16 protein-coding genes are annotated in these 17,553 nt (G+C 67.4%); 5 read left to right on the top strand and 11 right to left on the bottom strand.

Translation table 11 applies throughout. The features are described 5' to 3' along the window. The first annotated feature begins 1 nt into the window (after position 1). Positions 2–1,087 carry a fatty acid desaturase family protein gene (locus HQK15_RS02615; RefSeq protein ID WP_173489869.1) on the top strand — a complete coding sequence of 362 codons (1,086 nt, stop codon included), beginning with the start codon at positions 2–4 and terminating at the stop codon, positions 1,085–1,087. A 168-nt stretch (positions 1,088–1,255) separates the two neighbouring features. On the opposite strand, the gene HQK15_RS02610 is transcribed toward HQK15_RS02615, so the two are convergent. The 6 genes from HQK15_RS02610 to HQK15_RS02585 all read right to left on the bottom strand — a co-directional run bounded on the left by HQK15_RS02610 (position 1,256) and on the right by HQK15_RS02585 (position 7,831). Beyond that, complete coding sequence (locus tag HQK15_RS02610) at positions 1,256–2,089, bottom strand: mycofactocin-coupled SDR family oxidoreductase (protein ID WP_173489868.1); 834 nt, start codon at positions 2,087–2,089, stop codon at positions 1,256–1,258. 47 nt (positions 2,090–2,136) lie between these two features. Beyond that, positions 2,137–2,958 carry a mycofactocin-coupled SDR family oxidoreductase gene (locus tag HQK15_RS02605; protein ID WP_302477473.1) on the bottom strand — a complete coding sequence of 274 codons (822 nt, stop codon included), beginning with the start codon at positions 2,956–2,958 and terminating at the stop codon, positions 2,137–2,139. Between the two features lie 8 nt (positions 2,959–2,966). Continuing rightward, on the bottom strand, positions 2,967–3,971 hold the full coding sequence (locus HQK15_RS02600) for an ABC transporter permease (RefSeq protein WP_173489866.1): 1,005 nt from the start codon (positions 3,969–3,971) through the stop codon (positions 2,967–2,969). Positions 3,972–3,991: 20 nt separating this feature from the next. Further along, a complete protein-coding gene (locus tag HQK15_RS02595; protein ID WP_173489865.1) occupies positions 3,992–5,521 on the bottom strand; it encodes a sugar ABC transporter ATP-binding protein in 1,530 nt (509 codons plus the stop codon). Between the two features lie 3 nt (positions 5,522–5,524). Further along, positions 5,525–6,820 carry a sugar ABC transporter substrate-binding protein gene (locus tag HQK15_RS02590; RefSeq protein ID WP_173489864.1) on the bottom strand — a complete coding sequence of 432 codons (1,296 nt, stop codon included), beginning with the start codon at positions 6,818–6,820 and terminating at the stop codon, positions 5,525–5,527. A gap of 78 nt (positions 6,821–6,898) precedes the next feature. Next, positions 6,899–7,831, bottom strand: a complete 933-nt coding sequence (locus HQK15_RS02585) for an alpha/beta hydrolase (protein WP_173489863.1) — start codon at positions 7,829–7,831, stop codon at positions 6,899–6,901. A 172-nt stretch (positions 7,832–8,003) separates the two neighbouring features. Here HQK15_RS02585 and HQK15_RS02580 point away from each other — a divergent pair, with 172 nt between their 5' ends. Genes HQK15_RS02580 through HQK15_RS02570 form a run of 3 tightly spaced genes read left to right on the top strand, consistent with a single transcriptional unit; the run spans position 8,004 to position 12,171 of the window. Continuing rightward, positions 8,004–9,965 carry an alpha-ketoacid dehydrogenase subunit alpha/beta gene (locus HQK15_RS02580; protein ID WP_173489862.1) on the top strand — a complete coding sequence of 654 codons (1,962 nt, stop codon included), beginning with the start codon at positions 8,004–8,006 and terminating at the stop codon, positions 9,963–9,965. Next, a complete protein-coding gene (locus tag HQK15_RS02575) occupies positions 9,959–11,542 on the top strand; it encodes an AMP-binding protein (protein ID WP_173489861.1) in 1,584 nt (527 codons plus the stop codon). The genes HQK15_RS02580 and HQK15_RS02575 overlap by 7 nt, the downstream gene beginning before the upstream one ends. Continuing rightward, positions 11,539–12,171, top strand: coding sequence for a helix-turn-helix domain-containing protein (locus tag HQK15_RS02570; protein WP_173489860.1), 633 nt, complete (start codon positions 11,539–11,541; stop codon positions 12,169–12,171). The genes HQK15_RS02575 and HQK15_RS02570 overlap by 4 nt, the downstream gene beginning before the upstream one ends. Before the next feature lie 41 nt (positions 12,172–12,212). On the opposite strand, the gene HQK15_RS02565 is transcribed toward HQK15_RS02570, so the two are convergent. The 5 genes from HQK15_RS02565 to HQK15_RS02545 all read right to left on the bottom strand — a co-directional run bounded on the left by HQK15_RS02565 (position 12,213) and on the right by HQK15_RS02545 (position 16,114). After that, positions 12,213–13,553, bottom strand: coding sequence for a hypothetical protein (locus HQK15_RS02565; RefSeq protein ID WP_173489859.1), 1,341 nt, complete (start codon positions 13,551–13,553; stop codon positions 12,213–12,215). Between the two features lie 50 nt (positions 13,554–13,603). Continuing rightward, on the bottom strand, positions 13,604–14,851 hold the full coding sequence (locus tag HQK15_RS02560) for an NADH:flavin oxidoreductase/NADH oxidase family protein (RefSeq protein WP_173489858.1): 1,248 nt from the start codon (positions 14,849–14,851) through the stop codon (positions 13,604–13,606). Positions 14,852–14,855: 4 nt separating this feature from the next. Further along, positions 14,856–15,080: a hypothetical protein gene (locus tag HQK15_RS02555; protein WP_173489857.1), complete on the bottom strand. Its 225-nt coding sequence runs from the start codon at positions 15,078–15,080 to the stop codon at positions 14,856–14,858. A gap of 275 nt (positions 15,081–15,355) precedes the next feature. Beyond that, a complete protein-coding gene (locus HQK15_RS02550) occupies positions 15,356–15,607 on the bottom strand; it encodes a helix-turn-helix domain-containing protein (RefSeq protein WP_173489856.1) in 252 nt (83 codons plus the stop codon). Then, positions 15,608–16,114 carry a DUF2975 domain-containing protein gene (locus HQK15_RS02545; RefSeq protein ID WP_173489855.1) on the bottom strand — a complete coding sequence of 169 codons (507 nt, stop codon included), beginning with the start codon at positions 16,112–16,114 and terminating at the stop codon, positions 15,608–15,610. A 326-nt stretch (positions 16,115–16,440) separates the two neighbouring features. On the opposite strand from HQK15_RS02545, the gene HQK15_RS02540 reads away from it, so the two are divergent. Further along, positions 16,441–17,553: an HNH endonuclease signature motif containing protein gene (locus HQK15_RS02540; RefSeq protein ID WP_254450663.1), complete on the top strand. Its 1,113-nt coding sequence runs from the start codon at positions 16,441–16,443 to the stop codon at positions 17,551–17,553.

The following is a 17,553-nucleotide window of genomic DNA, read 5'->3' as shown; positions in this document are numbered from 1 at the left end:
CATGACCCAGGAACTTCGGCTCGATCAGGCTCCGAACGAGCGTTACGTGAGCCGCTACTCCGACCTCATGAAGGCCGTGCGCGACGAGGGTCTCCTCGAGCGCAAGCACGTCTACTACTGGCTGCAGATCGGCGTCCACGTCACGGCGTTCTTCGCGATCTGGGTCGGCTTCTTCCTGCTGGGCAACTCGTGGTTCCAGCTGATCCTCGCTGCCGCGCTGGGCGTCATCGTGACGCAGTTCGGCTTCCTCGGCCACGACGCGGCCCACCGCCAGATGTTCACGTCGGCCAAGTGGAACTCCTGGACCGCCCGCATCCTCGCCGGGGCGTTCGCCGGGCTGAGCTTCGCCTGGTGGCGGGCCAAGCACAACATGCACCACAAGGGTCCCAACCTCGAGGGCTACGACCCCGACATCGGCCCTGGTGCCATCGCGTTCACGCCGGGCATCGTCGCCCAGCGCACGACCGGCTTCGCCGGCTGGTTCGTCAAGCGCCAGGGCTGGCTGTTCTTCCCGCTGCTGACGCTCGAGGGCCTCAACCTGCACGCCGAGAGCATCCGGGCCGCGCGCGACAAGACGTCCAACCAGCCGTGGCGCCGGGTCGAGCTGTTTCTCGTCGTCACGCGGCTGACCGCCTACGTCGCGATCCTCCTGACGTTCCTGCCGCTCGGCAAGGCTGCGGCCTTCTTCGCCGTGCAGATGGCGGTGTTCGGGTTCTGCCTCGGTGCCTCGTTCGCGCCGGCGCACAAGGGCATGCCGATCATCCCGCCGGAGATGAAGCTCGACTTTCTGCGCCGCCAGGTCATGGTGTCGCGCAACGTCAAGGGCAACCCGCTCGTCGACTGGGCGATGGGTGGGCTCAACTACCAGATCGAGCACCACCTCTTTCCCAACATGCCTCGGTGCAACTTGCGCAGGGCCCAGCCGCTGGTCAAGGCGCACTGCGAGGCGGAGGGCATCGACTACATGGAGGTCGGGCTCTTCCACTCCTATGCGATCGTCGTCGACTACCTCAACAACGTCGGCCTTCGCGCCCGCGATCCCTTCGACTGCCCCCTCGCCGCCCAGCTGAGAGCGCCCGCAGCCTAGACGTTCGCGGTGGGCTCGCTGCGCCGCGAACGAGTGCTTCATCTACGAACAGGGCCTCCCCGATCAGGCTGGGGATCAGCCCATGATGCGCAGAGACGGCGGCAGCCCACGCCGAGCATGAAGCGGTCTGGTGAGTCTGCTTGGCGTGGGCTGTCGGAGGATGGGTCGCTACTTGATCAAGGCGCCGCCGTCGATCGGCAGCGCGACTCCGGTGATGTAGCGCGACTCCTCCGAAGCGAGGAACAGCACGGCGTTGCTGACGTCGATCGACTCGACCCACGGGACCGGGTAGAGGATCGTCTCACCGGACGCCCGAGCAAAGTCGTCCTTGGTGGGGTTCTCCACGTCCGGGCTGAACAGCTTGTACATGTCGTCGTGCTGCACCATCGGGGTATCGACCTGGGTCGGGTTGACGGTGTTCACGCGGACATGGTGCTCGGCGAGCTCCTGCGCCAGCGTCTTCATCAGCCCCACGACGCCGTGCTTGGCGGCGACATAGTGACCAACCCCGGCATACGAGCGAAGGCCGGCCACAGACGCTGTCAGGATGATCGACCCGCCGGTGCCCTGACGGATCAGGTGAGGGATTGCCGCCTTCGCAGTGCGCCAGACGCCGCTCAGGTTGATGTCGATCATCTGCGCCCAGGTCTCCTCCGAGAGTTCCTCGGCCGAGCCGAACGACAAGATGCCGGCGTTGGCCGACACGATGTCGACGTGACCGAGCTGCTCGACACCTGCGTCGAGCGCGATCCGCAACGACTCGAAGTCGCGTACGTCAGCGTGGGATGAGTGGATGCGCCGCCCAGTCGCCTCGACCAGACGGATCGTCTCGGCCATGTCTTCGTCGCTGGCCATCGGGTACGTCACGGTGTCGATGTCCTTGAGGGCATCGACCGCGATGATGTCGGCGCCCTCCTCGGCCAGCCGGACCGCGTGGCTGCGGCCCTGTCCACGTGCGGCGCCCGTGATGAATGCGACCTTGCCTGCTACTCGACCTGTCATGTTCGTCCTCCTCAGGATGGGACGGCCACAGGTGTGGCCGCGTCGTTCTACTTGATGAGCACGCCGGCATCCACCGGCAGCGCGACACCGGTGATGTACCTGGACTCATCAGAGAGCAGGAACAGCACGGAGTTGCTGACGTCCCGAGACTCGACCCACGGTATGGGAAGAGCGTTCATGGCCAGCGAGACCGGAGCAAAATCCTCGCGGGTCGGATGCTCGGCTTCCGGGCAGAACAGTGCGTACATCGGATCGTTCATGATCATCGGGGTGTCGACCTGGGTCGGGTTGACGGTGTTGACGCGTACGTGGTGCTCGGCGAGCTCCTGTGCCATGGTCTTCATCAGGCCGTTGATCGCGTGCTTGGCAGCGGTGTAGTGCGCGATGTTGGCGTAGCCCTTGAGGCCGGCCGCCGAGCTGGTCAGCACGATCGAGCCGCCTGTCCCCTGGTCGATGAGATAGGGGATGGCCGCCTTTGCAGTGCGCCATGTGCCGCCGAGATCGATGTCGATCACGGTGTGCCATTGCTCCTCGGTGATCTCGTGGGCCGGGGCCGGACTGTTGATGCCGACGTTGGCGACCACGGCGTCGAGTCGGTCGAGCTCGTCGACGCCGTCCTTGAGCGCTGAGGCGATCGCATCGAAGTCACGCACGTCCGCGACCCTTGCGACAATGCGGCGACCGAGCGCCTCGACCTGGTCAACCGTCTCGTCGAGGTCCGCCTTGGTCGCCAGCGGATAGGGGACGTCAGGGGTGTCCTCGCAGAGATCGATCGCGATGATGTCGGCGCCCTCCTCCGCGAGGCGGACCGCGTGGCTGCGACCCTGTCCACGTGCGGCGCCAGTGACGAAGACGACTTTTCCCTGCATGCGGCCGGTCATTTGATCATTCCGTATCGGCGCCGGTCAATCGTGAGCGCGACTGCCGCGATGACGACCGCGCCCTTCACGATGAGCTGTGTGTAGGGATCGACCGAGGTGATGTCCATTCCCGAGCTCAGCAGCACGATCACGAGAGCACCCAAGAGCGTGCGGTGCGGACCGCCGACCCCACCGGAAAGCGCGGTGCCACCGACGACGATTGCAGCGATCGAGTTGAGCAGGCTCGCATCGGCACCCATCGGGACACCTGTGCTGGCCTGGCCGGTGAAGATGATGCCGGCGATCGCCGCGACCGCACCCGCCAGGGCGAACACCGCGAGCTTGACCGCTCGAACACGCACGCCGCTCAGCCCGGCGGCGCGCTCATTGCCACCGACGGCATACAAGTGACGGCCGAACGGGGTGGCGAACGCCACGACCGTGGCGATGGCCGTCAGCACGACCGCGATCAGCGCGCCATTCGGGACGTTGGGAATCGTCGAGTCGTTGATGAGCTTCTGCAACAGAGTGGACTGGTAGGACACCGGGCCGCCGTCGGAGATCGAGTTGGAGATGCCGTTGAGGATCGACATCATGCCGAGCGTCACGAGGAACGATGGCACCTTGAGCCACGTGGTGATGATGCCGTTGACCAGGCCGACGAGCGCCCCGACGGCGATGACCATCGCTATGGCGAGCGGTCCGCCGAAGTCATCGATCCACGTCGCGATCAGGATCCCGGCGAGCGTCGCGTTGGCAGCGACCGAGAGGTCGATGCCGCCGATCAGGATCACGAACGTGCCGGCCAGGGCAACGACGGTCAGGAATGCCATCTGGCGCTGGATGTTCTGCGCCGAGTCGGCCGAGACGAACGACGAGGTCTGCGACTGGAAGTAGATCACCAGGGCGATCACGGCGACGGTCGGCACGAGCACGTTGCGGTACTGGTCGAGGCGCGCCAGGGTCGCACGTGGTCCGCCGCCCGGCGGCGGTGGCGGCGTTGGGGACTTCGGGGGGGTCATTGTCTGGGTCACTGTGTTCCTCACATCATGTGCTTGATGACGTCGACCTCGGTCGGCTTGGCGGCGGTGGACGACGACAGCTCGGCGCTGACGACTCCGTCTTTCATGACGATGATCCGGTCGGACATGCCGATGACTTCCTCGAGCGACTCCGCGCACAACAGCACGCCGATCCCGCTGGCAGCCATGTGGCGGATCAGGCCGTAGATCTCCTCGCGGGTTCCGACGTCGATCCCGCGCGTCGGATCGTTCAGGACGAGCACGCGGCACGGGCGGCCCTGCCACCTGGCGAACACGGCCTTTTGCTGGTTGCCCCCGCTGAGCTCACCGATCGGAGTGCTCAGGGAAGCTGTCTTGATCTGCAGGCGCTGGGCGAGCTCGGCCGCCCGCTTGCGCTCCTCGCCCAGGTGGATCAATCGGGTCCACGGCGAGCGCAACAGGTCGAGGAAGCCGATCGAGATGTTCGCCCGGATCGACGTGGTCGTGAACAGCGAGTCGTGGGCTCGCTCGGGAGGGACGTACAGGACGCCCTCGGGCACGGCCTTGGCGACGTTCCAGCGCATACACGGCTTGCCGTCAAGCAGGAGCGTGCCGGTGTGCAACCTCTCGGCGCCGGCGACGGCGGCCGCCAAGCTGGACTTGCCGGAGCCGATGACGCCTGCGACGCCGACGATCTCGCCGGGGCGGATCGCCAGATCGACGTCTCTGAACTCGCCGAGGATGCCGGCGCCGTGCAGCTCTATGACGGGCGCCTCGGAACTGGCACCGCCCTGCTCGTCCTCGCGGTAGTAGTCGGCGCTGCGCTCGGTGCCAACCATCAGCTCGTGCAGGTGCTCGGCGGAGACCCCGACGTTCGGCAAGGTCTGGATCGCGCGGCCGTCACGCAGCACGAGGAGGCGGGTGCTGATCTTGAGGACGTCCTGCAGGATGTGAGAGACGAAGATGAAGGAGACGCTGTCCTTCCAGCGTTCGACCAGGTCGAACAGGATCTCCACCTCGGTCTCGCTCAGGGCGCTCGTCGGCTCGTCCAACAGGATCACCGGCGCCTTTGCGCCTGTACGCGTACGGGAGAACGCCTTGGCGATCTCGACCAGCTGGCGCTGGGGGTAGGACAGGTCGACGACGACGGAGTTGATGTCGATGTCGGTGATGTGGAGATCCTCCAGCAGCTGCCGTGCCATGGCGCGAAGCCGACCCCTGCGGCCCGGGCCGCGTCCACCGACTGCACCCTCGCGACCGAGGTAGATGTTCTCGTAGACGCGGAGCGAGTCGACGAGTGCCTGCTCCTGCACGACGACCGAGATGCCAAGCGCGTTCAGTGCCCGGGGGTCGCCCAGCGGCGCCGCCTGCCCGTGGACGCGCATGGTCCCCGCGTCGGGCCGAACGGTACCGCTGAGCACTCCGATCAGTGTCGACTTGCCTGCGCCGTTCTCACCGATGAGTCCGAGAACCTCCCCGGGCCGCACCTCGAGCGAGACATCGCGCAGGGCATGGACGGGGCCATAGGCCTTGGAGACTCCGGTGAGCTCGATCGTCGACGTGGATGACATGGATCAGGCGACGAGATCGCTCTTGAACTCGAACAGCGGCCCGGTCTTGAATGCCGCGTCGTAGGTCTTGCGCACACCCTCGATGTCCGCGTCGTCCCAGGCCGAGTTGAGCTTGTACTGGTCCTGCTTGACGCCGGCGTAGTACTCCTTGGGGTCGATCGGGTTCAGCACGGTCTGCGGATCCCATGAGTCCGGGTTGAGCGCCTTGCTCATCTTCGCCCAATCGAATGGCAGCTGCTTCTGATAGATCGAGTCCAACACCTTGGCTGCCGAGTCGGGCTTGACCAGCAGGGCACCCTGGGCGAGGAAGGTCTCGGGCAGGGAGAACTTCACGCCGTTGAGTGCGTCGAACGTCGTGACGCCGAGCAGGCCGGCCGTCAGGCCGCCGATCGTGGCGCTGGTCAGGAACTGCTTGCCGTCCCGGATGTACTCGACGTTCTGCTGGTTCCCGTCGAAGCCGGTGACGACCTTGTCCTTGATCCCCTGCGCCTCGAGGGCGGCGATGACACCCGCCGCCTCGCTGTCGTTCTGGGCGAAGACCCCGACGAAGTCCTTGACCTTGGGCAGGATGTTGGTGAACGACTTGCGGGCATCCTCCGAGGTCCAGTTCCCCGGCGAGGCCGTGACGATCTCGATGTCCGGGTAGTCCTTGAGCGTCTGGTTGAGGCCAGCCGTTCGCTGGTCGTCTGCCGACGAGCCCTTCTGTCCGGGGACGTGGATGATGGTGCCCTTGCCGCCGACCTCGTCGAACAGCGCCTTTGCCGTGGCTGCAGCGATCTTGGTCGACATCGGGGTGATGAATCGGACCCACTTGTCGGCGTCAGCCGGGGTGTACCAAGCCGGCGCTGTGTAGGAGCTGGCGTACAGGATCCCGGCTGCTTGGGCCGCCTTCGTGACGGCCGCGGCCTGCGCCTCGGTTGCTGGGGTGCCGAAGATCGACTTGCCGCCTGCAGCTTTGACGTTGCCGACCTGACCCAAGGCCGTGTTGACGTTGCCCTGGTCCTCGAGCGATGCCACCTCGACCCCGAGCGCCTTCATGGCCTGCTTGCCACCGTCGTTGAAGGCGACGAAGAAGTCATTGGACAGCGTGGTGACCTGGATCCAGGCCTTCTCCTTGACCTTGCCGGCAGCAGCGCCGCCCCCGGCAGCGCCGCTCTCGCTCGTGCTGCCACCGCAGGCGGCCACGCCGAGCGTGATGCCGGCAGCGCCCGCGACGGCGAGGAACGAGCGTCGAGAGACCGGGCTGGCGAACGGCCCGTTCTTTGCATAGTCGACGATCTTCGATTCGGTTGAAGCCATGATGTGGGTCCTTTGTGCAGGTGGCCGGGGGCCGGGTGGGGGATCTTCGCGTGCGCGTCGACCGTGGTGGGGCGGCTTTCAGTCGGTGGCCTTCTCCGGCACCAGATGCCGGACGAACCACGTGGTGGCGTGCGCGGCGGCCGCCGCGAGCTTGTCCCGATCGCTGTAGAGCGTCATGTGAGACGTGTGCGGAAGGACCACGAGCTCCTTCTTGTGGGTCGGGATCGAGTTGAAGCTCTCGATCTCGAGGTCCCACAGCGTGAGGTCGTCGCCCTCGGCGACGATCATCAGTGACGGCGTGTCGTAGATGCGGTCGACGAAGTAGTTGACGTCGTAGTCGAGCAGCAGGTCGACGGACTCCATCGTGCTGAGGTTCTGGTAGAGCGGGGCCTCGGTCGCCTGCAGCTGGGCGAACGTCGTCTTGGTCTCGGGAAACGGCCATGCCGACAGCTCGTTCTCGGGATCCTCCGACGCGTGCGGAAGATAGAGCCGCTTGGACGGATCGTCATACCTGAGCTGACGGTCCTCGAGGATCGAGCTCCACAGCCGGCGCCAGCCCATCGTGCCGTGGATGCGGCGCATGTTGCGGTATCCGTCGACGACCGGGATCTGGCTGACGATGGCCTTGACGCGAGGATCAGTGGCGGCGAGGACCAGGACGTGTCCGCCGGAGTACGAGATGCCCCACGCGCCGAGGCGGTCTGCGTCGATTCCCTCCGTCCGCTCGAGGAAGCTCACGGCGTTCTGGTAGTCGCGGATCTGTGCCGTCGGGTCGAGATGCTGGCGCGGCTCACCATCGGAGACGCCGAGGTTGCGATAGTCGAACACGAGGGCGGCGATGCCGGCCTCGGCGAAGGCTTCGGCGTAGTACGGCATGACCAGCTCACGCACGTAGCACCAGCCGCCAGCCAGGACGACCGCCGGCACGTCTTCGGTGGAGCCTTCGGGCCGGTACAGCCAGCCGCGAACGGTGGTCCCCTCGCTCAGGAACTCGACTTCTTCTCGGCGCATCTGCGCCTCCTTGTGCTATTGGTGACGTGCGTCACAGGTGTTGTCAAGTGATACTGGACAACAGATTCCGATCGGTGTCAAGCCCTACTGGACAGAAAAGTCTGTCAAGTGTCACTGGACATGCGTGGATCGCGGGGCTACTGTCCGGATACCGGACCGAGGAGGGTTAGGCATGGACAGCGACGAGTTGCTGCACGCATACGGCCGGATGCTGGTCATCCGACACATGGAAGAACGCATCGCCGCGCTGTATGCGAAGGACGCGATCCCGGGCTTCGTCCACACCTCGATCGGCCAAGAGGCCTGCGCTGTCGGTGCGTTGCTGCATGCCCGCATCGACGACGTCATCACGTCGACGCATCGTGGTCACGGGCATGTCCTGGCCAAGGGCCTCGAGCCCCGCCGGGTGCTTGCCGAGCTGATGGGCAAGGAGGCCGGAGCCTGTCGCGGTCGGGGTGGCTCGATGCATGTCGCCGATCCGAGCCTTGGCATCTTCGGCGCCAATGGCATCGTCGGTGCTGGGCTGCCGATCGCGGTCGGTGCGGCACATGCGCAGCGCGCCAAGGGCGCCGGCGACGTGGTGGTCTGCTTCTTCGGTGACGGCGCGGTGGCGACCGGGGCCTTCCACGAGGCGCTCAACCTCGCCGCTCTCTGGCGGCTTCCGGTGGTGTTCTTCTGCGAGAACAATGGCTTCTCGGAGTTCTCCCGCGCTGAGGACCAGCATCCCGTACCCATCGCGCAGCGCGCCTTGGCGTACGGGATGCCGACTGTCACGCTTGACGGCAATGATGTCGAGGCGGTCTCCGACGGTATGCGCGGCGTGCTCGACCACGTCCGGCTCGGTGTCGGCCCGGTTCTCGTCGAGGCATCGACGGTACGGGTGCACGGTCACTACGAGGGCGATCAGCAGCGCTACCGCGATCCTGTGACGATGGCTGCCGAGATCGCCGCTGCCGATCCGCTGACCGTCACTCGATCGCGGCTGCTCGATCGCGGCGTCTCGGAGGACAAGCTCGTGACGATCGAGCAGCAGTCGGTCGCCACGGTCGACGATGCTGAGGAGTTCGCCCGCGCCTCGGCCGCACCACCGGTCGAGTCCGCGCTCGACTTCGTCTACGCCCCGCGCCGCGATGTGCCGGAGCCGCCCCGGCCCGGCGTCGACCGCCCGGTCGCGTCGCAGTCCAAGATCATTCGCCAGGCGCTGGGTGATGCGCTTGAAGCCGATCCCGCGGTCTTCCTTGCAGGTATCGACGTGGCCGGCGGCAATGTGTTCGGCCTGACGCGCGGGCTGGCCGAGTCCTACCCGGGTCGTGTGCTTGACACCCCGATCTCAGAGACCGCGATCATGGGGCTGGGCGTCGGCTCGGCGATGGCCGGGCTGAGGCCGGTGGTCGAGCTGATGTATCTCGACTTCCTCGGTGTGTGCCTCGACCAGCTGATGAACCAAGCGGCCAAGCTGCGCCTCATGACCGGCGGTGCGGTGACCGTGCCGATGGTCGTCCGTACGCAGTTCGGCTCCGGCCGGTCGTCCGGCAGCCAGCACTCACAGAGCCTCGAGGCGATCCTCGCGCACATCCCAGGACTCACCGTCGTGATGCCGAGCTCGGGTGCCGATGCGTACGGTTTGCTGCGGAGCGCGATCGAGGACGACAACCCCGTCGTGTTCATCGAGCACCGCCTGCTGTACGAGAAGAAGTCGCCGGTGCCCGACAAGTCGTACCGGCTCCCGATCGGCAAGGCCCACATCGTCCGTTCGGGCACGGATGTCACGCTCGTCGCGTGGTCGCGCATGGTGACCCATGCGCTCGCCGCGGCCGAGACTCTGCGGTCCGAGGGTGTCGACGTCGAGGTCATCGACCTGCGCACGATCGTCCCGCTGGACCGCGAGACCATCCTCGACTCGTTCGCCAGGACCAACCGGATGGTCATCGCGCAAGAGGCGGTGACCGACTTCGGTGTCGGCGCCGAGATTGCTGCGATGGCCGTGGGCCCCGGGTTCTGGTCGCTCGACGCGCCCGTCGTCCGGGTGGGCGCGAGCTATTCGCCGGCGCCCTATGCTCCGGTGCTCGAGCGTGAGTGGGAGGCCGGCCCGGAGGAGATCGTCGCCGCGGTGCGGGAGGTGATGGCGTGCTGATCGCCACCCGCCCGCACGACCTCGCGGCGTCGCTGCCTGCCGCGACGCTGCCCGGTCGTCTGCGGGGTGTCGCTGCGGAACACCCCGGTGACGAGGCGCTGATCGAGGGCACGACGCGGCTGACCTACGCCGAGCTGCTGTCCCGCTCCGAGTCGTTCGCAGCGGCCCTGCGCGAGGGTGGCCTGGCGACGGGCGACGTCGTGCTCATCCAGCTGCCCAACTGGTGGGAGACGGTCGTTGCGGTGTGGGGGACCTGGCTCGCCGGTGGAGTCGTCCTGCCGGTAGTGCCGATCTATCGCGGCCACGAGCTGGCGTTCATCATCGCCGAGGCCGATCCCGCGGTCCTCGTCGCGCCGGAGACCTACCGCGGCCACCACCACGCCTCCGAGCTGCGTGAGCTCGCGCCCGAACTGCTCGTCGTGGGTGTGCGGATGGGCAGCGATCTCCCGGGGATCCGACCGTTCGAGACGATGCAGTCGTCCGGGCCCTCGCCTGAGGTCACCGTTGAGCCCGACGACATCGCCCTCGTCCTCTACACGTCAGGCACGACCTCGGCGCCGAAGGGGGCGCTGCACAGCCATCGGACGCTGCTTGCCGAGAGCGCCAGTATCCGTGACGCGTGCCGGCTAACCGGGATCGATCGGATCTTCATGCCGTCGCCGCTCAGTCACATCACCGGGCTGTCGTATGCCATCGTGCTGCCGGCCGACATCGGTGCCGCCGCAGTGCTCCTGGATCGCTGGGAGCCGGAGATCGCGATGGGCCTGATCGAGGAGGAGCGCTGCACCTTCACGGTCAGCGCAACGCCCTTTCTGCGGGGGCTCACCGAGACGTACGCCGCGTCGACCGCGCCCCGATCGTCTTTGCGTACGTTCATCTGTGGCGGCGCCGACATCCCGCCCGACCTCGTCCGCCGCGCCCACGCGGTCATGAGCGCCGCGGTCATCCGGACGTACGGCTCGACCGAGCTGCCGACACTGGCGATGGCCGACCCGTTCGGAGATCTTGACGCCGCGGCCGACTGCGAGGGTGGCGTGATCGGTGGCAACGAGATGACGGTGCGGGCCGTCGAGGAGGGTGTCAGCGAGCTGCTCGCCCGGGGCCCGGAGCTGTTTCTCGGCTACGTCGACGCCTCGCTCAACGAGGCGAGCTTTACGGAGGATGGCTGGTTCCGCACCGGCGACACCGCGACGATCGACGACGACGGACTGCTGCGGATCTCCGGGCGGATCAAGGACATCATCAACCGGGGCGGAGAGAAGTACAGTGCTGGCGAGGTTGAGTGGGCGCTGCTGGCGCACCCCGCGGTCGCCGAGGTTGCGATCGTCGGCTATCCCGATGAGAGCCTGGGTGAGCGCGCCTGTGCCTTTGTGGTGCCGACCGAGATGGGCCCGCCCGACCTTGCCGATTTGCGAGCCCATCTGCTTGCGGCAGGCTTTGCCGTCCAGAAGAGTCCCGAGCGCTTGGAGATCGTCATGCAGCTGCCCCGCACCGCCAGCGGCAAGATTCAGAAGTTCAGGCTCCGCGACGGTCTAGGCTTGGTGGCGTCGCCTACCGAACTGGAGTCGCGCGCATGACAACCAACGGGGGGGCCGCGCCGCGGCGCAACGGCGAGCTCGGCGCGACGGTCGGGCAGAACGTTCGTGCAGAGCGTGAGCGTCAAGGCATCTCCGTGCGTGCCCTGGCGCGCAAGCTCGGGGTCTCCGCGTCGTTCCTGTCCCAGTTCGAGCTGGGCCAGAGCAAGGCCGCGGTCAACACGCTGTTCGCGATCGCGTCAGAGCTCAACCTCTCGCTCGACGAGCTGCTTGGCAGCAGTGTCGACACGACACGCGACGGCTCACCTGCACCCGTGACGCGTCAGCGCACGCTGACCGACAAGGAGGGCGTTGCGGAGTTCGCGGAGTACCTCACGCTGCAGAACGGTGTCAGGTGGAAGCGCCTCGCCGACATGCCAGCCGATCACCACGTCCAGTTCCTTCTGACTGAGTACGACCCCGGGTCCGACTCGGCGCCGGGAGACTCGCCGCAGCGTCACCCGGGCGACGACTACGGCTACGTTCTTGAGGGCACGCTGACTGTCGAAATTGATGGCAAGCAGCGCGAGCTGAGCGCCGGCGAGGCGATTCATCTGAGCGGCGATGTCCCGCACCGCTTGCGCAACACCACCGGCGAGCTCGTGCGCGCTGTCTGGTTCGTCGTCAGCTGATCAGCCGAGCCGCGCGGCCTCGGCGGAGTCGAGGCACTCGATCAAGTCGGGCGAAGGGCGCTAAAGGTCTCGTCAGCGAGGGCGGGGTGGGTGGTGATGCCGCGTCCGGTGAGGACGATCGGGGTGCCGGTCGTGATGATGCCAACGCTCGAGGGGCCGACCAGACCGGCCACGCGCAGGGGGACGACGGCGAGCACGTCCCGGCTCGGCACGAGGTGGTCGGTCGACCGGCCCGAGGGGTCGCTGATCAGCAGGCCCTCGCCGGTGGTCGAGAGCGTCACGGGCCGCGACGGCAGCTGCAGCACCGAGTCGCCGATGCCGTCGAGGGCATAGACGCGGGTGCGGGAGCGGTGCCACAGGACGACTGCCACGACGACAGTCGTCGTCACGACGACGATGAACCCGGTGACGACCAGGACGAGGGCGCTGGCACTGCGGATGCGCACCACCAGGATCGAGGCGGACAGGGCCGCGAACGCGAGACCGCCGGAGCCTGCCAGCAGCGACCAGCTGGGTGTCGGCTCGAGGTCGGCAGACTCCCCGGCGAGGAGGTGTCGCCGCAGGCCGTAGAGCTGTCTCTCGGCGGAGTCCCGGCCCTGCTCGCCCTGGCGTCGCCACTGGGTGCGGAGCATGTCGACGAAGAACGTCCAGCACCAGGTGCCGAGGAGCAGGACCGCGCACAGCAGGCTGACTGCCGGCCAGCGGACGTCCGAGAGCCACGGCTGCACCGCCGCGACGATGCCGAAGATCAGGCTCAGCGTCAGCAGCATCGACGGACCGGCGGCGCGCACGCTGTAGAGCCGGGCGGTCGCGAGCGCCACCACCGTCAAGCTGGCGTCGTCGAAATCTGCCCGGTCCCGCAGGTCGAAGATCGTGGCCTCCGCGAGGTCGATCTCGCCGGCCGGGAGAGCGCGGTAGCGCGGATCTCGTCTGCGGCCGTGCGCGGCTCGGGCCGCTCGGGCGAGGTGCCGCGAACCGCCGACGTACGTGGCGGCGGTCCATGCGGTGCCGGCGAACGCGATGGCGCAGAGGATCAGGTAGGCAGGGTCGGACGGCCGCCCGTTGTGCTCCTCGACGACCGGGTTCAGCGCGGCGCCGGCGACGACCACGGCGACCAGAGCGACCAGGTGCCCCGCGAAGGACGGCCCTCGGACGAGTGCACTCACCAGCCACCACAGCCCCGCGAGCGCGACGAAGAAGAGCAGGTCGACGGCCAGGGGATCGGCGTCGGTCATCACGGCGATGATCAGGCCGAGCGACCAGGCCGCGAGGGGGAGCGCGCGTCGCAGGGAGAAGAGCCTCCGCTCGGCCTCGGCCGCGTCGGCCGTGGCCTGCGCGAGCAGCTCGGCCCGCGTTGCGGCATTGACCACGACCTCACTCATCCGTCCCCCCGAACGTCTGCTCGACGTGGTGCGTCAGCCTAGCGGTGCGGTCAGGAGCGGCGGCGGGTGAACGCCTCGCGACCGTTGCGACGCACGAGCGACACCGTCGTCGCCAGCTTGGACCGCCCGGTGTCGGGCTGCTTGCCCGCGCCGATGCGGTGCAGCTGGTCCTCGTGCCAGCCGAGGTCGACCAGGCTGTTGAACGCCTTGATGTCGGTGACCCGGCTCAGCAGCCCGGTCTTGCTGTAGCCGACCTGGTGCGAATCGACCCGCGCGGTGGGCGAGCCGAGGATCACGTTGGCCGCGTCGGGCGTCGTGCAGGTCGGTCGGCCGAGGCCGATGAGGTCGCAGTCGCCGGACGCGAGCGCCGACTCCATCGCGGTGCGCGTCCTGAATCCTCCGGTCACGGCCAGCGGCACGCCGCCGGCGACGTCGCGGACGGCACGGGCGTACTCCAGGAAGTACGCCTCGCGCGCGACCGTGCTCGCGGCGGCGGAGCCCATCATGGCCGGCGACTCGTAGCTGCCGCCGCTGACCTCGATCAGGTCAAGGCCCTCGGTCGCGAGCGCTGCGACGACGTCGCGCGACTCCTCCTCGGTGAAGCCGCCGCGCTGGAAGTCGGCGGAGTTGAGCTTGATGCCGACGGCGAATCCGGGTGAGACGCGCGCCCGCACGCGCCGGACGATCTCGAGGGCGAATCGCATCCGGCGCTCGGGGTCGCCGCCCCACTCGTCGTCGCGCTGGTTGGACAGCGGCGACAGGAACTGCGCGACGAGGTAGCCGTGGGCGGCGTGCACCTGCACCCCGTCGAAGCCGGCGGTCTCGGCGACGGCAGCGGTCGTCGCGAACCGGTCGATGATGTCCTCGATCTCCTCGCCCGTCAGCGCACGGGGTGTGCTGGCGCCGACGACCTTCACGGCGATCGGGCTGGGCGCGACGGGCTGGTGACGCAGCTTGAGCGGGTTGGCCTGGCGTCCCGGATGGTTGATCTGCATCCAGAGCGGCACGCCGTGGTCCTGCGTGGTCTTGGCCCAACGGGTCAACCGGTCGAGGTGGCGCTCGTCCTCGACCACGACGTTGCCCGGCTCGCCCATCTGCCGGCCGTCGACCATCACGTTGCCCGTCACGAGCAGCCCGTAGCCGCCTGCGGCCCACGTGCCGTAGAGCCGCTCGAGGCGGTGGTCCGGTGCGCTGGCGCGGTCGGCGAGCACCTCGCTGAGGGCCGACTTCATGAGCCGGTTGGGCAGCACCTGGCCGCAGGGGAGCGTCAGCGGGTCGGTCAGGTTCGTGACAGTCATACTGTCAGTATCCCGTGTCGGGGCTCCGAGCGATAGTCCTCGACCCGCGGACGGGGCGGGACAGCCAGAGCCCGGCGCCGAGCACGATCATCATGGACGCATTGAGCAACGCGTTGCCGGGGTAGCCCCGGGCTACAGAGGTGGTCGAGTCGAGGACGAACCAGCCGACGATGGACGTCGCGGTCGCGGTCCACGCGCCGGGCACCCGGTCGCGGACCTGTCCGATCATCCACCACAGGCTCGCCGGCTGACCTTCGGATCAGTCGCGAGGCGAGCCGGCACGAGCGACCGGGTCCGAGGCCGAGGCCTGCGTGGGCCTGCTCGACGGTCCGTTGCTGATGCGTCAGCTCGCTGGCCTCGGATGAGCGGGCGCGCAGTCAGACAGGAACCTTCGTCCTCCTATGACGACGGCCTCAAGAAATCGGTCGCCGTGCCGGGGCCCGACGTCGGATGTCAGGCCACCGAGAGTGGTTTCGTAGCGCTGAGCCATCCTCTGGACCCTTATCAGGCCTGGACGGGGTGCTTGACCGGCTCGGAACCGTCATCGACCGCGTCAGGCTCCCAGCGCAGCAGGTCTCCGGGCTGGCATTCGAGCGCTTTGCACAGCGCGGCCAGCGTGGTGAAACGTACGGCTTTGGCCCGCCCGTTCTTGAGAACGGCGATGTTGGCCGGGCTGATCCCGACAAGGTCCGCGAGGGTGCCGACGGCCAGCTTGCGGCGTGCGAGCATCACATCGATGTCGACCACGATCGGCACTCAGATCACCTCGTCGAGCTCAGACTGAAGGTGGCTGGCTGTGGAGTCGAGTTCCACCGCCTGCGCCAAGAGGGCTCTCATGACGTATACGACCAGCGCCACACCTGCCACGACTATGGCGAGCCCGGTGACGAGACCGACCAGGCCAGGAGCGACTTCATCACCGGGCGTGGCGTGATTGGCGAACCTCGCCACGACTGCAACGGCGAGCACCAGCGCCGCGGCCGTACTGAGCGCGCCGATCACGAGGTCGACGTATCGGAAGGCACCATGGGAGAAGACCGTCCCGCGGCTCACCATCGTCACCAGCCGCCAGATGCAGATTGCAACGACCTGCAATGTCGCCACTCCCAGCACGCCGATGATCACCAGCAGGACCGGAAAGGTGGTGGGTGCCTCATCGGTGTCCAGCCACAACAATGAGACCATCGCGACCTGGACAACGACCGATCCTGCCATCGCGGCGGCTATGACTGCCCGTAGAGCTCGAACGACCCATGCATTCATGTGTTGACTCTTTCCGTTGAATATCGTTAATAATCTATCGTTATCAACCGGTACGTCGAGGGATGGGCAAGAGCCGATCGTGTCGGACCCGGAGGGCGACGAGGTGATTGCGGCTCGAACCGCCTGGCGCGGCTTCGCCGACTCGCTCCCGATCAGCGTCAGTTCACCGCGTGTGCTCGTGTGGAGGGAAATGTAGCGGCTGTTCGGAGCAAGTCTCGACAGTCTTCGTGTGTTGTCCACAGGCTGTGATCGCGGGGAAGAGGGGTGTCGGTGGTGGCGTCTAGGTTGGATGTATGGCCACCTTGATGCTTGCTTCGACTGACGTCTTGACTGACGTTGTTCGTGAGCGGGCGCGGGCTGAGGCGCGTGAGGTGCTGGCGATGCTGGACTTCCGTGACCGGGAGCTGGAGCGGATCGCGTTGGTCGAGTCGCCGATGCGGCGGCTGGTGGAGCGTGGTGCGGTCGCGTTGGCGATCGGTGAGGCGATGGGGTTCAGCGAGGGACAGGTCCAGCACCGGTTGTCGGTGGCTGACATGGTGCGGGACCAGTCGCCGTTGACGTGGTTGGCGTTCGGTGAGGGCCGGATCGATCTGGCCCGGGTCCGCGAGATCGGGCACACGATCGGCCGGTTGAAGCGGGCTGACTCGGTGCACCGCCTCGATCAGCGGGTGGTTGGTTATGCGGAGTCCCACACGGTGGGTGAGCTGCGGGCGTGGTTGCGGTCGTTCGTGCGGCGGGTCGAGGCCGACCTGGCTGTCGGGCGTGCCGATGACGAACGAGCCCGGCGGCATGTGTCGGTCTCCCATGGTGATGACTGCATGGGGTGGTTGAACGCCTATCTGCCGTCGCACGAGCTCGCGGCGATCGAGGCCCGCCTCCGCGACCAGGCCCGCCGCGGCACCGATCCCGACGACGGCCGGACGGTCGCGGAGCGGGAGGCTGATCTGCTGGTCGCCTGGTGCCTTTCGACCAGCTCAAGGGACGGGGAAGTGGCTGCGACCTCGGCGGTCGACGCGAACATTGCCGTCAGCATCGGTGCGGACGTCCTGGCCGGCGCCGTGCCGGGGTTCGCCGAGTCGACTGACGGTCAGTGGGCTGTTCCGGCGCGGTGGATCGCGGAGGTCGCCGCCACCGGGAGCACGTTCTGGCACCGGATCATCACCGACCCCGTCACCGACGATGTCCTGGCCCATGAATACTTGGGCCGGTTCGCCCCTGACATCCTGGCCATCGCGTTGAGGTTCCTGCACGGGACGTGTCAGGGGCCCGGCTGCATGGTCCCGGCCGAACGATGCGACATCGATCACCGACAACCATTCCCCGAGGGCCCCACCCGGGGTGACAACCTCGGACCGTTCTGCAGGCGACATCACGGCTACAAGGGCCACGGCCTCCTGCACTGGACCACCAGACCCCAGCCGGCAACGCCGGCTGCATGA

The organism is Aeromicrobium stalagmiti (assembly GCF_013283745.1).
In the GTDB taxonomy this organism is placed as follows: Bacteria; Actinomycetota; Actinomycetes; order Propionibacteriales; family Nocardioidaceae; genus Aeromicrobium; species Aeromicrobium stalagmiti.
Note: the sequence above shows the minus strand (reverse complement) of the source record. Positions and strands in the feature narration are given on the sequence as shown.